Origin of the sequence: Hymenobacter glaciei (genome assembly GCF_039539585.1) — a bacterium.
In the GTDB taxonomy this organism is placed as follows: Bacteria; Bacteroidota; Bacteroidia; order Cytophagales; family Hymenobacteraceae; genus Hymenobacter; species Hymenobacter glaciei.
The window spans coordinates 29,492-46,207 of record NZ_BAABDK010000021.1; the positions used below are offsets into that span (position 1 = coordinate 29,492).

Below are 16,716 nucleotides of genomic sequence, written 5' to 3' on the forward strand. Positions count from 1 at the left end.
TATGACATGGGCTCTCCTGTGCGAGTTTAAGTATAAAATTGATTTATAGTGGATTGGTCGTTCGGCTCTGCGCTTTTTATTCAGCCTTAGGCTCGTAAATTGCCCCTTATTCTGACATTTGGCGGTTAGCTCAGACTATATGCTATAAAAGAAGAAGTGTTTTGCTTGGCTGCTGCTATAATATGGGCGCCAGGCTAGTTAGAAAGTGACGATTTTCTTGTAGTTAGCACATTGATAGAGATAATAGTTGCGAACAAGGCCAAGGCTGGGAAGACGACAGCCCACCATGCTTGTGGCTGCTGCCGTGCGGCTGCGAGCTGTTGGCCCCAGCTGGCTACATCAGGAGGCAGGCCTATTCCCAAAAATGAGAGGGTGCTCTCCAGGGCTAGCAGGCCTGCAAGGCTAAGCGGCAGAGCGGTTTGGAGCGGCTTCAGGGCGTGCGGCAACGCATGGTGCCACCATACCCGCGCCAACGGAAGGCCACTCGCCTGAGCGGCTTCCACAAACGGCAGTGCTTTCACGGCCAGCATCCGGGCCCGCACCAGACGCGCCGGCCCCGACCACGCAGTAAGCCCCAGCACCAGGCCCAGGCCGGCAACCGATAACCCACCGCGGGCTACCAGGGCCAGTACCAGAACCAGCCGTGGCACGGTATCCAGGCTGCTAACGGTGGCCAGCACCAGCGAGTCGAGCGGCGCCGCAATGGAAGCAGGAAGCCTTCGCATGCATCGCCAGGCCCATAGCGCGCCTACCGTAACGGCCCCAGCAGCCACCGCCAGCGGAGGCATTCCCAGGACCCAGGCCAGCGCGAGCGGGGCTAGCCCCATGGCCGGTGCACTCACCAGGAGCCGGTTGCCCCAAAAGCCTGCCGCTCCACCCACAACTCCTCCCAGCAGGTTGGCCAGCAGCGCAGCCGGTAGCGTAAGCAGCAGGGCCGTGCGCGCGCCAAATAGCAGGCCACTGAGCACATCGCCTCCCTGCGGGTCGGTGCCCAGCCAATGGCGGCTGGCCCTGGAGGGCGCTTCGGCTACGTGTGCCAGGTCGGGTATGCCGGCTGGATAGGGCAGCGGTAACACCGGAGCCAACAACGCCAGCAAGACTACGCCAGCCAGCCAGCCCAGTGCCAGCAGCTGTCCTCTTCGCATCCTCCCAAATAATGACTTCAGGCTTTCCATCGAATGCGAGGGTCAGCCCAGGAATAGCTCAAATCGGCTAGCAGGAGGGAGAGCAGGCGTGCTAGGCCCACCAAGAGCACACCGCCTACCAGCAGGGGATAGTCGCGGGTGGCAGCCGCTTCGGCTAGTAAGCGCCCCATACCTGGCAGCGCGAAAATAGTCTCCACCACCACGGCACCAGCGGCCATAGCGGGCAGCAACTCTGCCAGCTGAGCCAGCGTGGGCAACAGGGCATTGCGCAAGGCGTGGTGGCGTACCACGGCCGAAGCACGCAGGCCCTTGGCCCGCGCCGTGACGATATAAGGTTGGCGGAGTTCATGCGCCAGTGCGCTGGCAAGTTGCAAGGTGAGTTCGGGCACGGCCGCCAGTACCAGCGCCGCAACCGGCAGCACCAACTGGGGCAGCGCATCGAAAAACTGCTTCAGCGCATGCGTACCAACCTCCGGGGCTGCTCCATAGGCCGGAAACCAGTTCAGCAATTCCGGGTTGGCAAATAGCAGCAGTAGGGCTAGTGCTACAATGAACAGCGGTACCGAATGCAGGCCCACCAGCACCGTGCGAACGGGCCCTTGCCAGCGTGGAAACGCCGCCATGCCAGTGGCCAGCACCAAGGCTGCCAGGATAGCCAGCACCGCCGCCAAGCCTGTGAGGGGCAGCGTAAATGCCAGTGCCTGGGCCAGCCGGTGCGAAACCAGCTCGCCCGAGCGGAACGAGGTGCCCAGATTACCGTGGAGCAGCGCCCGGAGCCATTGGTGGTATTGGTTGTGCCAGCCGCCCCACTCCCAACTGCCCGCTGCCGAGCAGCCAACATAAAACAGTGGCCGGTCGAGCCCCAGCCGATGACGCGCCGCTGCACGGCTGGCTAATTCCTCGGCTTGCGAAACAGCCGGCATGGAAAGGTCGGCCGCAGGCGCCAGTGCCAGCCGAACGGCCTGTTCGCCATCGGCCCGAGTTAGCAGAAACACGACTGAGGCCAATAGCCAGGTGGCGAGCAGGGTTTGGCCAAGGTGCCGGAGCAGGAGCCGGACCATGCGCTAGCGGGAGGCGGCAGCAGCCGTCCGTTCGATGGTTGGGGCTACAAAACCTGGCTTCAGGCTGCTCACGTACAGGCCCTGGCAGTCGCGGCGAGCTGCCACCCGGTTGGCCAGAAAGAAGAACGGGACTAGCGGAGCTTGCTGCTGCAACAGGGCTTGCAGCTGCCGTAGCTGCCGCACCCGCTGTGGCGAGTCGTTGGCGGTGGCAACCGCGTCGATGAACTGGTCGCAAGCCGGGTTGCCAAACCGGGTGCTGTTGGTTTCGCTGGAAGTGCCAGAATGCAGCAGGGGTGCGAAGTTGACCGCAAAAGGATTGCCATGCAGCGTTCGCATAAAGATGTCAAAGTCGCCATCAGCCAGGGCTTTGCCAAAGAGGGCCGATTCGGTGGGCCGCAACTCCACCGCAATACCGAGGCTGGTGGCGGCTGCCCGAAATTGCAGCGCGGCCGTCGCAAACAACTCGTCGCTGCTCCGGTAGCGGACGGCCAACTGCAGTTTCTGTTCGCCCCGGGAGCTTGCTCGCCGCCAGCCGGGCTGGCCGGCGGTGGGTGGCTGCCAGCCGGCCTGCAGTAGCAGGGCCCGGGCCGCCGCTGGGTGGTAGGGCACGGGCCGGAGGCTGTCGTTGTAGTTGGTGCGGTCGAAGGGCGGCACCAGGCCGGCAGTGCGCTGCCCGCGGCCCTGCTGGGTGCCGCGCAGCAGGCCCGCTGTATCGAACAGTCGGCTCAGAGCCTGGCGGGTGAGAGCATCGGCCAGGGCCGGCCGCTTGGTATTGAAGCCAGCCAGGGCAATGTCGTAGGAGTCGGATGCGTACAAGCGCACATCAGCCGAAGGGTTGGTGCTGAAGCGATTGAAATCGGCCGCCGGGACCTGAGGAAACACATCGAGGTCGCCGCGCCGCAACGCAAGCGCCGCCGCGCTGGCGTTGGGAATGATGAGATAATCGAGTTGCGGGGCCCGGGCCTGCAGCGCCAGCGGGAGGCCGGTCGTCGCTTTTCCCCACCAGTTGGGCTTGCTGCGAAACGACAGATAACGGTCTTTCTCCCAGCGCGCCAGGCGGTAGGGGCCACAACCGGGGGCATGCTCGGGGTGGTTGGCCAGGTCGGCGGCCTGGTACTGCCGGGCTACCGCCGCGAGGGCAGAGTCGGGGGGGCGCGTCGCTGGCCAGCGCTGCAACGCGGGCAGGGAGTAGCTGCGCAAGCGGTGCTGGGGGTCGAGCACGGCCTCAGGCAGAATAAAAAAGTCGCCCGAAATGAGCAGTAATTCCGGCGATTGCCCCTGGCAAACCAGCGTGAACTGTCGGGAATTGGCCGGATTGAGCTCGATTTGGCGTATCCGGCTGTAATTATTGCGGGAAATCTCGTTGGGAATGCCGGGGCAACTCATCAGTTTAAGGGTACAGGCTACGTCGGCTGCCGTTACCGGGCGGCCGTCGTCCCAGGCAGCATTTGGCCGGATGGTATACCGAAACGTAGTGAGCGAATCGCCCCGCGGGCCAACCTCTGGGAGCTGTTCGGCCAGGGCCGGCTCGATGGATAACGGCTTGCTATTTACTTGCAGTAAGCTGAGATACATCAGGTTACTGGCATCCATGGCGGACTGGTTCTGCAAAGCCAGGGGGGCCAGGGTTTCGGGGTCGTGGGCCCAGCGGATGCGAATAGCCGCAGGAGGTGCATGCTTGTCTAGGCAGCTGCCCAGCAGCACTGTACCAAGTAAAGCCAGCTTTCTAATGGAGGAAACAATGGTCACGAGCTAAAAAACTATTGGCCTCAGGCAGGAGTCGTCGGCAATATAGTCAGGAAGCTTTTGCGCGCGAGTTGGCTACTATTTGTCGCCGCCCCAGCCGCTGGTGCCGCCGTCGCAGGAAGCATCGCCGCCCCAGCCGCTGGTGCCACCTTCACCGCCGGTAGTCTGAGTGGTACCAGTTGGTGCAGGGGGGGGAGGAGGAGTGCTGGGAAGAACGTTGATAATCTGCAGCAGGGCGATAGCAAGTGCGTACAACATGGCTTTGATTGGTTATTGGTGGTGTCAGGTGATTGATTGACACAAAGTTGACCGCTCAAATTGCTGTTAAAAAGGACACTATAGCCCTGAACCAGACATTACATTAGCGCATATTATTTTGGATTTAATTGCAAAAAAATACTTAATTATTCGATAGAATGTTAACCCGTCAGTTTTTTAAATTAGTGAAATCCGGAAATGTGGCGCATTTTTGACATCAACCTGCTTTTTGGGCTATAATAATCCAATATGCAAAGCTCTGCTTCATCAGTGGGTGAAAAAAGGAAAAAGGGGCTAATTTCCTGACATGGTGTTTTGCGTGTCAACCCAAATAAAAGCGCTTAAATTTGAGCCATAAGGCATTTTTATGATAAATGAAGTCTCAAATTTGGTGCGAATCGTGACATCCAGGGCCATGCCCGTGGTGCCACTTTTGGATGTAAACAAGGGCAGAGGCAGCAAAGAGCAGTTGTTTGTAGCCACTATTAAAGAAGCTCCCGAAGCTACGCAACTGCAGTTAGCCAAAGCGGTATATGGCAAGGCTACGCCCGCCAACTTGCAAGCCCTGCAAAAATTACAGTCGCGGGTAAGGGTCAAGCTACTCAACCAGCTGTATTTTCTCGACCACACCGACCCGCGCCACCTGATATCGCGGCGCTACGAGCTGGAGTGCCTTGATTTGTTGCATAAGGTAAGCGTGCTATATGCTGAGCGCGATTTTCGCCTGGCTGAGCGCCTATTGCTGCGCTGCCTGCGCCAAGCCGAAGAAGGTGAATTTACGCAGTATGTGGTGCTGGCCGCCCGCATGCTCCGCAACTTGTACGTGGAGCGGCGCCAGCCCATCCTTTATAAAAAGATAAGCAAAGTTCTGCAGAAGGCCCAGCAGCAACTGGCCTGGGAAGACGAAGCCGAACAAGTGCAGGCCGATACGCAACTAGTGGGCAACAACACCGTGGCCGCCCGCCGCATGCTGCTGACGACGCTGCCAGGGCAAATTGCGCAACTCGAAACCCTGCACCGGCGCGCGCACAGCTTCACCTCCTACAACATGCTGTACCGCGTCAGGATGCTGTACGAGGAACTGCAGGGGCAATTTGTCGCCATGATTCGCATTGCCGCCGCTGCGGCCCGCGACTTACAGGCCGGTAAGCTCAACGCGCGTCGCTTCGACTTGCGCTACAACCATTTTGTGACCATTTACGCCTACCTGCGCAGCCGCCAGCCCGTGCGGGGCCTGCAGCTCGCGGAGGAGTACATTCGCGATTTTCATCCGTCGTCGAGCAACTGGTTTTATTTTCAGGAGCACCACCTGTTACTGGCCTTGCACGCGGGCCGCTACGAGCTGGCCCAGCAGCTGCTCGATACCGTGGCCAAGAACTCGGCGTTTGTGGGGCAGCGCGAGGCGGCGCTGCAACGCTGGGACCTGTACCGCTCCTACACCAACTTTGTGTTGCCGGCGCCGCGGGTGCAGTCGGCCCGGCAGCGGCAGGTGGCCCAGCAAATGCTGCTGCTGCCCGAATACAGCCGCGACAAGCGTGGGCACAACGTGGCCATTCTGGTATTGCAGCTGCTGTACTTTCTGCGCGAGCGCAACCTGGAGCCGGTGCTGCTGCGCCTCGAACGCCTGCGCAAGTACCAGCAGCGCCACCTCACGGAAGCTTCGACGTTGCGCAGCCGGTTGTTTCTGCGGCTGCTGCAGGTAATCGTGGAGAAGAACTTCGACCCGAAGAAGGCAGCCGAGCGGGGCCAGGGCTTATTTCAGCAGCTGCGCGACACCCCACCGCCCGGCGAAGCCTTTGCCGAAGTCGAAATAATACCCTACGAAAACCTCTGGGGAATTGTGCTGGAGCTGTTGCGCGAAGGCCCGCCGGTGGCCGTGGCGTAACTGTTAAGCAGTAAGTAGCGAGTCGTGAGAATGTGGTGAGGAGCAGGCTTTATCCTGCTTCCAAACACGTTCCCACGACTCCCTGCTTGCTGCTTCATGCTGCAGGACTTAGGGCTCGACTACAACCTGGCGGGACACGCAGTGGCTGGCGACGCAGGCTTCGGAACCGTAGCCGCGCATGCTGAAGCGGACGGCGTAGGTGCCGGCATGGCGGAAGGTATGCTGTACGGTGCGGCCTTGTACCACGGTGCCATCGCGAAAATCCCAGATATACTGCGTGTTGCGGCATTCTAATAGCTGGGCTTCGGGCGAGTCGAAGGACACGGGCTGGCCCGGACTCAAGGTCCCCGCCAAAGGTGTAAATCATGTACGTGCGGTGGTACTCGTATAGGAAGCAAACGATGACGTTGCCATCATTTAGAATAACGTCGGCGTAGGGCTGGCCCGTGTCGGCCAAGCGCACATACACGTAACAGTTTATCACATTTGTGTGACGGGCTTGAGGGCTAAATCAACCGTTTCCTCGTTCCAGGACCGGAGTTCTTCAAGCCACTTACTGGACTTAGCGGCTTCTGCCGCCGCTTTGGTAGTGGCTTCCTGCGAGAGCTTGGCCGCCGCCTCGCGTTTGGCCGTCCCACCCAGGGCCCCAGCTGCCTTGCCGTACATTTTCTGCACGCCTTCGCCCACGGCGGCCGCAGACGCCAAAGCTCGCCGCCACATCTAGCAGGACCTAGGCCCAGGGGTTGTCAGGCAGACTACGCCTGTTGCTGCAAGTATTTCAACCAGTCCCGCATCAACTGTAGTATCTCAGAAGTTGGAATGGTGATGGTGTGGTCGCCGAAATCGTAGTCGATATAAGTCAGGTTAGGTTCGGATGAAAATGCACAGTCATCCTCGCCCCAAGGATATCCCTCTTTTGTGCCAGCCATCACTTGTTCCAGATTCTTCATCAATTTCATTACTTCCGAAGGTTGGGAAAGATAACTGGAACTGATGTTGCCAAGCATTTCGTAAGGCGCGCCAGTAGTGATGAAGTGATTAGAGCGACCCAGCAGATTTCTGGTTTCAAAACAATACTTAAGCATATCACAAAAATATTAAAATGCGTTTTATTAAAATTAGAAAGTGGGAAAAGCTGATATGATTTTACCATTGGCGTCAAGGAACATTTGAGTCTCACTGCCGTCGGAAGCTACACCTTTCCACTTGTTGCCATTCTGAAAAACTCTGCTATTGTGAGCGTGCTCAATCTCCTGCATGGTCTTTTCCTTTGACCAGTTGGGCGGAAAAAAGGTGGACACACCGGCACCTTTTTTCGGCACGACATTGCCGGTTTGGTCGAGCAGTTCGACCTGGGCTTTAAATGCTCCGTTGGGAGCGGTTTGACTGATGCTTCTGGGTATAATGCGAGCTTTGCCTTGATGGATAGCTTCCATTGAATGCACGCCAGTGCCGTAATGACCGGGAGGATGAATCGGTCCTGATAACGTGTTCACATGCCCATGAGTGACAGGTTTAATCCCGCCCTCAAAGATGTGCTGCATCGCGTGGGGGGCGCAAATGGTCTGTTCGATGCGGGCAATCTCAGCCTCGGCCGCGTCTTTGGCCAGCACCTTGGCATCCTCGGTCGCTTTGGCGGCGGCCTCGCGTTTGGCGGCCCCACCCAGAGCCCCGGCGGCCCGCTCGTACATTTTGCCCACGCCTTCGCCCACGGCCGTGGCCAGGGCCTTGGCACTGGCCGCCTTGGCCACGGCCCCTTCGGCCAGCGTGCGCATCGCGGCCCGCGCCGCCGCTTTCAGGCCCGTCTCGGCCCCCATCCAAGCCGCCGTGGCCGCCCCGAGGCTGACCACGCCCGCCACCACGGCCACCACGTCGAGCACCAGAAAGGCCGTGTCCAGCAGGCCCCAGCCCCAGTGCCCGGTCTGGAAGTTGTGCAGCGCCGAGCGACCCGAGCCCCACACCGGTATCAGTCCCTCCCCAAAAAACTATTTAGTCCATCCAACGCAAGTCATCCTCGTGGAATATTTTGCCCCTGATGCCCAGCAGAATATTACTCACCCCATCAACGAAGGAAGTCCCGACTAAATATAGATTGTCACCCGCCATATACGTTTTCCCAGTACTATCTAAACAGAGCATTAAAGATTCATTAGGTACATACCCTATTGGATAGATGGTTCTTTTCAATAGTTGTGAATAGTAGTGCAACCGGCCGTCAATTTCACTCTCAAATTCAGCCTCTGCTGGATTGAAATCGATGTCATTCTTAATTAAGGTTATCCCTGGTCCACTTGACCGAACACTTAATCCACCAAATTCCTGCAAAATTTCAAGTATTTCAACTGGGTACTTCACGTCACTTGGAAGGGTTAGTGATGAGCCAGCATTTCGCCCTTCAAACCATCCTGCTTCCTTGAGTAAAGCGATAACCTCGTGATTGTAGAAAATTTGGTTACTCATGATTTCCGTTATGGTTTAACGACGTCGAGAATGCCGTAATGTTTAAGCAAAACTTTGCACGAACCGCACGCGCATTTCGGTTTGAGGTGATTTACATTTCCAGCTCCTTTGACTTCTACTGCGACCGATTTAGCCCCTTTAACATCCTTTCCTGCGTGGAGGGCCTCTGAGATAATCTGGGGTTCGGCACATTTCCCATGCCCAGCTCCCCTTTGTTCCTTTGGGATATCATCAAGTACCTTTTTTACATCTGGATGCAAATTATCAGGCAAAATGTCTTGTGGCAACTTTGTCCCTACTTGACTATGAGCCGAAATAACGGTGCCATCTTCTAGTTGCATTGCAGAAGTAGTCCCTGGCCTACTTTTACCCGGCATCTTCTGTGCTCTATTGGCCGCATCGATAGCGGGATTTACAAGTTCTGGCGTCGCGTTTTCTGTGAGCCGCGAAGCATGTTCTTCAAGCCATTTACTGGACTTAGCAGCTTCTGCTGCCGCTTTGGCGGCGGCCTCGGCGGCTTCCTGCGAGAGCTTGGCGGCGGCCTCGCGTTTGGCGGCCCCGCCCAGAGCCCCGGCGGCCCGCTCGTACATTTTGCCCACGCCTTCGCCCACGGCCGTGGCCAGGGCCTTGGCACTGGCCGCCTTGGCCACGGCCCCTTCGGCCAGCGTGCGCATCGCGGCTCGCGCCGCCGCTTTCAGGCCCGTCTCGGCCCCCATCCAAGCCGCCGTGGCCGCCCCGAAGCTGACCACGCCCGCCACCACGGCCACCACGTCGAGCACCAGAAAGGCCGTGTCCAGCAGGCCCCAGCCCCAGTGCCCGGTCTGGAAGTTGTGCAGCGCCGAGCGACCCGAGCCCCACACCGGTATCAGTCCCTCCCAGAACCCCGGCGCGCCCACCGAGTTTTTCTCGGCCTCCTGCTCGGCAAAGGCTTCGGCGTCCGACTGCTGTTGGGCCTCTTGGGCATCGAGTTGCGCTTGTAACGGGGCTGGCACCGGCACTTGTCCGCAGGTCAGAAATTTAATCGTGCCTTGTCCGAGCGAACAGCGCAGGCAGGAGCTGCCCAGCAATACTTCCTGTCCGTTGTTGGTGTAGTCCCCAAACGCGCCTTCCCACCGCAACGGGGCTGGCACGCACGGGATGGGCGCGCCGGCAGCCTGCGACAGCTTTTTGCAGATGCCGAAGCTTGGAATGTTGGCGATGGGCACTACATCGGCAGCGGTGCCTTCCACCCGGCCCCCGACCGTGAAAGTAGGGGCGAATGTGGGCGTGAAGGGCATCACGGCGGGACTCTCGCTGCATTGCAGCAGCGCACCGGTCACGGCAATGTTATCGTCAATAGAAGCTGGCATGGCTTACCCGACGGATTTACCGATGGTGGCGGCTTTGAGCGCAATTTCTCCGCCCCCGTGCAAGTTGAGCTTGGTTTTGGAAGCAACGGTCACTTCCTGAGGGGCATCAACCGTGATGGCTGCCTGGGCAGCCAGGGCAATGTTCTGTTGCGCGTGCACGGCCAAGTCTTTCTTCGCCGTTAGGCTGATGCTCTCTTCCTTGGCCGTGAGCACCACGTTTTTCTTGGCCGAAATCTTCACGTCGTTGCCCGCCTCAATAAGCACGTCTTTCCCCGCGGCCAGGGAAATAGAGCCCTTGGTTTTGAGGGTGATGTTGCCGTCGCCGGTAAAGTTAATTTCCAGCGCCGTGCCTTTCTGATTGCCGTTGCTGATGACGATTTTCTCCGCGCCTTTTTTGTCGTGGAAGGTGACGCGGTTGCCCGCCATCGTCTGAATGCCCTTGATTTCGCCGCCGTTGTGCGTGTATTTCGCGCTGGCTTTGTTCTTGGCATGGAACAGGTTGCCCTGCACGTACGGCTGCTCGGCCAACCCGCTTTGGTAGCCGACGAGCACCTGCGAACCAACTTCGGGCGTGAACAACTGGCCTTTGCCTGCCCCGGCATAGGGCGTGAGCACCCGCAGCCAGTCGGTTTCGGCGTTGCCCGGCTTTTCCACGGGCCAGTAAAAGCGGACGCGGACGCGGCCCAGGTGTTCGGGGTCGTTGGCATCGATGACCTCGGCCAGCTCGGAGGTGCCAGCGGGCGGAGCATAGGTGGGGTACACCGGCGGCACTTCCAGCAGGTGCGGAATGGCCGTGAACGTGTTGTAATAGTTGCCCGCGGCACTCACGTGGTGCGTGAGTTCGGTGATGCGGTAGGTGCCAAAGCTCTCATCGGTCAGGTGCTGGCTGCCCAGGCCCTCGCCGTGAATGCGCATCACACCGCCCAGCAGTAGCGCCGAATTATCGCTGTGGCCCTGCATCACCACCAGGCTGGCCACGCGGTGGGCCTTCAGGAACTTGGCTTCTTCGTTAAGTTGCCCGGTACTCTGAATCACCGTTTCGGCGGTGGTGTGCGAGGCTTGGGCAAACAGCTTCTCCGACTGCTCGGAGGCCAGCTTGCTGTAGCGGTGCTGGCTGATGGCCGGGAGCTGCTGTGCGGTGGTATCGCTGGTAAAATGCTCGTGCTGCTGGTAGCTGTAGTCGTAGAGCGTGACGCGTGTGGGCTGGAGCGCCAGGTTGAACTGAAAGTTGTTGTACACCCCATCCGCGACAAAGTCGAAAGCTTCGCCGGCGGCTGGCGGCCCAAGGCGTAGCTTCTGCCCATCGTAGTAAAACCACTCGCCGTATTCGGCCGCCAGGCGGCTCAAAAAAGCGTAGTTCGACTCCTGGTACTGCACCACGTAGGGCAGCGGCGATTTGTGCGACGGCTGAATCTGCCGGGGCAGCAGGTCTTCGGGGTACGGCGCCAGAACCTGCTGGAAAATGGCCGCCAATGGTTGCTTCACAAACGTTCGTTTCTGCAGCCCATCGGCCAGTTGCCGGCACGGGCTATAGCCCTGCACGGTAATGCTGGCGCTGTAATCAGTGTCCTTGCTGGTGCTCAGCCCGGTAATGATTCCGTTGAACTGCAACTGCTGTGGTTGCTTGGCCGGCACGGCATCGCTGATGCTCACGGCGATGGTTTCGCCGAGCAGCTTTTCCAGGGTGCGCGAGAAGAAAGCAGTTTTGGAATCCTCGGCTCGGTCGTAGGGCACAGTCAGGGCGAAACTGTGGTGTCCGGCAAGGCGTTGGGTTAAGGAAAATCGTAGAAAGTCGTCGCTGGGAGCAAAGGGCTCCCCAGCGCCGTCAACCTGGATGGTGACTTGGCGGGCCATTAAAGAGGGTGGAAAAATGTGGTGTGGGAAGGACCATTGGACAAGCAAGTTAGAATGTAAAATCTGGTATGTTTGTTATTCCATAGGCTGTCTACCCTGCCAGTTCCTTCCATTTATGACCATTTTTACGAATAAAGCGCAGGCCATTAGCACCTGGGCTGCGGTTGTGCATGCCGGCCAGCCCGAGCCGCTTTTCGCTGAGCATGCTGGCAGTTTGGCTCCCGTGCTGCTGCAGGGAGCCGCCGAGCAACGCGCCCAAAATATCAACGGGTGGTTCGACGTAGAATGCATCAATTTCTCCGCCGATACGTGGCAGTTCATCAACATCACAGAGGGAGATATCAGAACCGGGCTACGAAACCAAACGCACGAAGTCGGCAAGCTCCTATACACCTTTGGGGCCACCAAAGAGGAGTTTAGATTCGCTGACCCAGTGGATGATATTAAGCGGATTAAGAGCGGTGTTATCCGTTCGCTACGCCCCGTTACGGAAGCGGAAATTTTGAAAATGCTGTTCCACTCGGGCGCATTAGATTATGAAAATAAGTCTTCCCACATTCCACTATCCAAACGGTATAGTTACATCGAAAAAGAAGGCCAAGGTGGAGGGTGCATGGACTTCGCTACGGTCGGCCTCGAGTTAATAGCTCATATGGAGATTAACTATAAACTTATGAAAGAGGCTACGCCTTTCCTTTTTTATCTTGAAGGCATTGCTCATAACTGGTTCAATTTCGGCAATTTCTTATTTGGCGCAGCCGGAGCAGCGCTTGGACTAACCAGAGGCGAATTATTGCTGGGCGCCCATTATAATAGTTTGGCTAACCCTATGAAGAACGGGTACAACCGGCAGTTTGACTCTGCCGACGACCAGTTTTCGATAAACGTAGGGTTTGAATATGCGGTGAAGCGCAATTACGCTTCCAGGGTCCAACGCCAGTGGGGGCAGCCGCGTCGGAAATAACGTAGAATAGCTCTCTTCTAGCTAGTATTCGACTAACGCATGCCAATGTATTCGGCTCTATTATTCTTTCGTGTAAACCGTTGGTGCTCCTTGGTGGGGGCGCTGACCCTGCTGCTTACGGGCTGCCACTCTTCCACGGAAGAGGAGCGGCGACGGGAATTTATTAAGCGCCACTACGCGGAAGACTTTCGCTTATTTCGTAATACGCTCATTGCGAGCCGGGGGAAAGACGACGGCAACTGGGTGTATTTGCTGTTTTGTCCGGGGCAGGTGAATGCGAAAAAAGGAAATGACCTCATGGCCGTCGTCCGGGTTTCCGTTGCGACTGATTCAATTACCAGCATTCGGGACAGCGAACAGACCGAGCAGTGCACGCCAGCGCTCGACTCGGTCGCTATTGTCAGGTTGATGCGGCGGTTTTTACGGTACCCGGTCAATTCCATTGGCAGCGATGCGTACGGGAACATCTCCTTTGGTTTCGGGTCGGGCGAATTGGGTTCCGCAGATATAACCCGGGTAGAGGATAGCACGCGGTTCGATGCTACTTTTTGGCAGACTCACGCGCGAGTTCAGGGCCCGTGGTACGAGCGCAAAGTAGAGGACTGATGCGGTGCTAGCTGGGAAGTGGTGGTGGGGGAGGTAGTGCAAATCCGGCATCCCAGCCACGCTATTCTACTTCGCCGTCACCTTAAATTCGGTGCGGCGGTTGAGCTGGCGGCCAAGCTTGGTGGTATTGGCAGCCACGGGCTGGGTTTCGCCGTAGCCAGCGGCGCTGAGACGGGCGGCGGCAATGCCGTGCTGCGTGAGGTATGCTACTACGGCTTGGGCGCGGCGCTGGCTCAGGTCCTGGTTTTTGGCGGCTTCGCCCACGTCGTCGGTGTGGCCGGCCATTTCCAGCTTCAGGGACGGGGTTTCGGTGAGGAGCTTTTGCAGGCGTTCGAGCTCAGCAGTGCTTTCGGGGCGCAGCGTGGCCTTGCCCGAGTCGAAGAAAATGTTGCGTAGCACGATGACCGTGCCCACTTCCAGGCGTTTGAGCGTAATGTCTTTGGTGACCTCGGCGAAGGCCGCGCCGGCGGGCAGGTCGAAGTTTTCGGAGTGAAACAGGTAGCCGTCCTGCCGCACCACGATGCCGTAGTTGGTGCCCGAGGGAAGGCTCACGAGGTAGCGGCCCGAAACGGCGTTGCTGCGGAAAGTGGCAATGGTCTGCCCGCTGGTATTGTCAATCAGGTCGATGGCCGCGTCAAGCGGCTGCTTGGTAGCGTCGTCGGTCACGGTACCTTTCAGAATCGTGACCTGGGCCGTGGCCACTACCACCGCCGGCGCCAGCACCGTCTGCTTGATGGGGGCCAGGCGCGAGGCCAGTAGCTGGTTTTCTTCGCTGAGCACGGGCGGCTTTTCCGGCCCCAGAAACGTGATGCGGTAAATGTCCTTCGCACCCAGGCCGCCGGGCCGCTCGCTGCTGTAGTAGCCGTGCCGGCCCGAGGCTGAAGTCACAAAAAACACGTCGTCATCGGGCGTATTAATGGGCCAGCCCAGGTTTTCGGGCGTGCTCCACTTGCCTTTTTCCAGCACCGATTTAAAGATGTCGTAGCCGCCCATCGAGTTGTGGCCTTCCGACGAAAAATACAGCGTCTTACCATCCGGGGCCATAAACGCGCCCTCCTCGCCCCCCGCCGTGTTAATGGCCGGGCCCAGGTTTTCAGGTGGCGCATTGCCATCCAGGCTCACCTTATAAATGTCGGAGCTGCCGGCACCGCCCGGCCGGTCGCTCACGAAGTATAGCGTGCGGCCATCGGGCGAGTAGCTGGCCGAGCTTTCGTGGGCGCTGGTGTTGATGCGGCTGTTCAGGCGGCGGGGCTTCTCCCAGGTGCGGCCCCCGAGTGTAGTTTCGAGCAGGTCGCCGCCGTTGCTGCCCGCGTACACGAGCATGCGCTGGCCGTCGGGCGAGAGGCCTACGGTGGCGTTGTGGTCGTCGGTGTTCACGGGCGGACCCAGGTTTTCGGCTGCGCTCCAGGTTTTGCCGCGCCAGCTGGCCTGGTAAATATCTTCGAAGTAGCTGGCGGTGGCCGGGTCCTTCTTGCCACCCGTCGAGCCCGTGCGTCGAGAGGTGATGAGGATGGTCGCTTCGTCGGCCGATATCACCGGGCCGTAGTCCGAGCCCGACGAATTCAGCTCCGGCCCGGCATTGTCGATGAACACGCGCACGGGGTGGGCCATCAGCTGCTGGCCGGTGCGGCATTCCTGCAGGTGGCGCTGCACCTCGGCAGCGGTGTAGGGTGGCTCGCTGCGGCGGTCGCTGGCCGGTATGGGCGGAGCCAGCTGATATTCCGTTATGGCCTCTCGCCACTTGGCGCTCAGGTGCAGGGCGCGGGCCAACAGGTAGTGGGTGCGGGCATCGGCGGTGGCATCAAGCTTGGCTGCTTTTTGCAGGTAGGGCAGGGCCGCGGGTTTGGTATCCGAATGCAGGTAGCAGTCGCCGATTTTTACGTTCAGCGGCGCATTGTTAGGGTTAAGCTCCTGGGCCGCCAGCAAGTGCGGTAGGGCCTGGGCATAGCGCGGCGGGTCGGCGAAGTATTCCTGTTCGCCGGCTTTCAGCTCGCGCTGGGCTTCGCGCAGGCCGTCTTTGTTATCGCCGAAGTTGTCTTTGCTGAACTCGACGCTTTGGGCAGCGGCGGAACTAGCGAGGAGCAGTAAAATAAGCAGATTGGGAAGGAAAGGCATGGGAAAGGGAACTGCGATATTGGGTGGTCTGGCTATGTTTCAGAACGAGGTAGGGGCGGGGCTTGCCCCCGCCCAGGCGTTCGCAACGTCGCAACGATTCCGTTCAATGACGGGCGGGGGCCAGCCCCGCCCCTACTCGGCCTCTTCGCCCGCACAGCCCGCGGCCGCGGCGTAGCTATTGCCCACGGGCAGGCCCAGGGTAGCAGCTTTACGCCAGTCTTGGCAGGCCTCGTCGCTCTGGCGCAGCATTTCGCGGGCGTGGCCGCGGTTAAGGTAGGCCTCGGCGTAATCGGGTTTCAGCTTGATGGCCTGGCTGGCGTCGGAGGCAGCATCGGCGTACTTCTCCAGCTTCAGCTGGGCGGCGGCGCGGTTGTTCCAGGCAAAGGCGTAAGCGGAGTTCAACTGCAGCGCCTGGCTAAAATCAGCAATGGCCCCTTTGTAATCATTGTTTTCGAAGCGGGCGCTGCCCCGGTTGGTCCAGGCCAGGGGGTTGTCGGCTTTCTGGGCCAGGTAGGCGTCGTAATCCTTCAGGGCCTGGGGCAGCTGGCCGGTGCGGCGCTCGGCGGCGGCGCGGTTGAGCAAGGCTGCGAGCAGGTCGGGCTGCAGGGCCAGAGCCTGGGTGTAGTCCTGTACGGCGGCCGCGTAGTTGCCCAGCTTTTGTTGCGTGCTGGCGCGGTCGTGGTAGGCGTATGCCAGCTTGGCATCGGCTTGGAGGGCACCGTTGAAATCGGCCAACGCCGCCTGAAAATCGGCTTTTTCGAAGCGCAGCACACCCCGGTTGTACCAGGCCGGCGCGTAGTCGGCCCTGGCTTTGAGGGCCTCGGAATAATCGGCTTCAGCCTCGACCAGCTGCTGCTGGGCTTCGTGAGCGCGGGCCCGGCCGAAATAGCCGGCGTAGCTGCCGGGTTCCAATTTCAAGGCTTGGGTGTAGTCGGCGAGGGCAGCGGGGTAATCTTTCAGCTCGAAATGGGTGGCGGCGCGGTTGGTGTAAGCGGCGGCGAAGTCGGGCCGGGCCGCAATGGCTTGGCCGAAGCTGGTCAGCGCCGCCGGGTAGCGCTGCTGGCTGAAGCTGGCCAGGCCGCTGTTATATGCCTTTTCGGCCAGCTGCGGACCGGGCAGCGTAGTGGCCCGCACCGTATCGACCTGCGCGCGGGCTGCCACTGGAGCCCCCAACAAAACGAAGAAAAGCAGACATTTTTGCATCATAGCCGGAGGGTAAGCGGAGTACAGCGGAGAGGATACCAATATATTGGATTTTGATTCCAACACCGAC

The 16,716-nt window shown here is 59.3% G+C and carries 16 protein-coding genes; 3 read left to right on the forward strand and 13 right to left on the reverse strand.

Features of this window, described 5'->3' with window-relative positions; translation table 11 throughout:
• Positions 1-194: 194 nt before the first annotated feature.
• The 4 genes from ABD837_RS13225 to ABD837_RS13240 all read right to left on the reverse strand — a co-directional run bounded on the left by ABD837_RS13225 (position 195) and on the right by ABD837_RS13240 (position 4,210).
• Positions 195-1,145, reverse strand: a complete 951-nt coding sequence (locus ABD837_RS13225) for an ABC transporter permease (protein ID WP_345055255.1) — start codon at positions 1,143-1,145, stop codon at positions 195-197.
• A gap of 17 nt (positions 1,146-1,162) precedes the next feature.
• Positions 1,163-2,206: an ABC transporter permease gene (locus ABD837_RS13230; RefSeq protein WP_345055258.1), complete on the reverse strand. Its 1,044-nt coding sequence runs from the start codon at positions 2,204-2,206 to the stop codon at positions 1,163-1,165.
• Positions 2,207-2,209: 3 nt separating this feature from the next.
• The gene (locus tag ABD837_RS13235; protein ID WP_345055261.1) at positions 2,210-3,955 is read right to left on the reverse strand and encodes an ABC transporter substrate-binding protein; all 1,746 of its coding nucleotides are present in this window, start codon (positions 3,953-3,955) and stop codon (positions 2,210-2,212) included.
• 75 nt (positions 3,956-4,030) lie between these two features.
• A complete protein-coding gene (locus ABD837_RS13240) occupies positions 4,031-4,210 on the reverse strand; it encodes a hypothetical protein (protein ID WP_345055264.1) in 180 nt (59 codons plus the stop codon).
• 421 nt (positions 4,211-4,631) lie between these two features.
• On the opposite strand from ABD837_RS13240, the gene ABD837_RS13245 reads away from it, so the two are divergent.
• Positions 4,632-6,095, forward strand: coding sequence for a hypothetical protein (locus ABD837_RS13245; RefSeq protein WP_345055266.1), 1,464 nt, complete (start codon positions 4,632-4,634; stop codon positions 6,093-6,095).
• A 108-nt stretch (positions 6,096-6,203) separates the two neighbouring features.
• On the opposite strand, the gene ABD837_RS13250 is transcribed toward ABD837_RS13245, so the two are convergent.
• The 7 genes from ABD837_RS13250 to ABD837_RS13280 all read right to left on the reverse strand — a co-directional run bounded on the left by ABD837_RS13250 (position 6,204) and on the right by ABD837_RS13280 (position 11,758).
• Positions 6,204-6,449 (reverse strand): PKD domain-containing protein, encoded by a 246-nt coding sequence (locus ABD837_RS13250; protein ID WP_345055268.1) that lies wholly within the window; start codon positions 6,447-6,449, stop codon positions 6,204-6,206.
• A 126-nt stretch (positions 6,450-6,575) separates the two neighbouring features.
• The gene (locus tag ABD837_RS13255; protein ID WP_345055270.1) at positions 6,576-6,800 is read right to left on the reverse strand and encodes a hypothetical protein; all 225 of its coding nucleotides are present in this window, start codon (positions 6,798-6,800) and stop codon (positions 6,576-6,578) included.
• 50 nt (positions 6,801-6,850) lie between these two features.
• Positions 6,851-7,180 (reverse strand): hypothetical protein, encoded by a 330-nt coding sequence (locus ABD837_RS13260; protein WP_345055271.1) that lies wholly within the window; start codon positions 7,178-7,180, stop codon positions 6,851-6,853.
• Between the two features lie 33 nt (positions 7,181-7,213).
• A complete protein-coding gene (locus ABD837_RS13265; RefSeq protein ID WP_345055272.1) occupies positions 7,214-8,056 on the reverse strand; it encodes an EndoU domain-containing protein in 843 nt (280 codons plus the stop codon).
• Between the two features lie 28 nt (positions 8,057-8,084).
• Entirely contained in the window at positions 8,085-8,555 is a 471-nt protein-coding gene (locus ABD837_RS13270) for an SUKH-3 domain-containing protein (RefSeq protein ID WP_345055275.1), read from the reverse strand.
• 8 nt (positions 8,556-8,563) lie between these two features.
• Positions 8,564-9,904: a PAAR-like protein gene (locus ABD837_RS13275; RefSeq protein ID WP_345055278.1), complete on the reverse strand. Its 1,341-nt coding sequence runs from the start codon at positions 9,902-9,904 to the stop codon at positions 8,564-8,566.
• 3 nt (positions 9,905-9,907) lie between these two features.
• Positions 9,908-11,758, reverse strand: coding sequence for a type VI secretion system Vgr family protein (locus ABD837_RS13280; RefSeq protein WP_345055280.1), 1,851 nt, complete (start codon positions 11,756-11,758; stop codon positions 9,908-9,910).
• Positions 11,759-11,873: 115 nt separating this feature from the next.
• Between ABD837_RS13280 and ABD837_RS13285 the strand changes: the two genes are divergently transcribed.
• Both ABD837_RS13285 and ABD837_RS13290 read left to right on the forward strand, forming a co-directional pair.
• Positions 11,874-12,722 carry a polymorphic toxin type 44 domain-containing protein gene (locus tag ABD837_RS13285; protein WP_345055284.1) on the forward strand — a complete coding sequence of 283 codons (849 nt, stop codon included), beginning with the start codon at positions 11,874-11,876 and terminating at the stop codon, positions 12,720-12,722.
• A gap of 45 nt (positions 12,723-12,767) precedes the next feature.
• Entirely contained in the window at positions 12,768-13,328 is a 561-nt protein-coding gene (locus ABD837_RS13290; protein WP_345055287.1) for a hypothetical protein, read from the forward strand.
• Between the two features lie 66 nt (positions 13,329-13,394).
• On the opposite strand, the gene ABD837_RS13295 is transcribed toward ABD837_RS13290, so the two are convergent.
• Both ABD837_RS13295 and ABD837_RS13300 read right to left on the reverse strand, forming a co-directional pair.
• The gene (locus ABD837_RS13295; protein WP_345055289.1) at positions 13,395-15,443 is read right to left on the reverse strand and encodes an OmpA family protein; all 2,049 of its coding nucleotides are present in this window, start codon (positions 15,441-15,443) and stop codon (positions 13,395-13,397) included.
• A 132-nt stretch (positions 15,444-15,575) separates the two neighbouring features.
• Positions 15,576-16,649: a tetratricopeptide repeat protein gene (locus ABD837_RS13300; protein WP_345055292.1), complete on the reverse strand. Its 1,074-nt coding sequence runs from the start codon at positions 16,647-16,649 to the stop codon at positions 15,576-15,578.
• Positions 16,650-16,716 lie beyond the last annotated feature (67 nt).